Below are 505 nucleotides of genomic sequence, written 5' to 3' on the forward strand. Positions count from 1 at the left end.
ACGTTGCGGTTGTCCTCGCCGGCCTGGTTGGCGCAGCCGAAATAGACCTCGTCGACCTCGTTCCAGTTGAGCGTCGGGTGCTTGGCCATCAGCGCCTTGATCGGGGCCGCGGCGAGATCGTCGGCGCGCACCTTGGCGAGCGAACCGCCGAAACGGCCGATCGGAGTCCGGACGGCATCGCAAATGAACACATCACGCATTGAATCTCTCCCTGAATGCCGCGACTTAGGCGCTGGGTCGGCTGGAACTTGAGATGGGTTTTAGGACCGCGCCCGCGGCAGGTCAATTGACGCGGCTGCGCGCCCCGCACGCATTACCGTGAGGGCCGTCATAAAGGCACCGTGAACAGGGTGGAAAACCCTCCTCTCGCGGATAGGACCGCCCGGCGAAATTTTGTAGTTTCCGCCCCCTAATGACCATTCAGCAGCCTATCCCCGTTCCGCCCGAAGCTACTCCCGCCGAGGCGCCGTCGCGCGTCACGCCGATGATGGAACAGTATCTGGAG

At 63.2% G+C, this 505-nt stretch carries 1 pseudogene; it reads right to left on the reverse strand.

Features of this window, described 5'->3' with window-relative positions:
* Positions 1 to 200 (reverse strand): annotated as a pseudogene (locus NS334_RS16565) (acetyl-CoA C-acyltransferase); the annotation flags it as partial.
* Positions 201 to 505: the final 305 nt, after the last annotated feature.

The sequence above is a fragment of the Sphingomonas endophytica genome, assembly GCF_001476895.1.
Classification (GTDB): Bacteria; Pseudomonadota; Alphaproteobacteria; order Sphingomonadales; family Sphingomonadaceae; genus Sphingomonas; species Sphingomonas endophytica_A.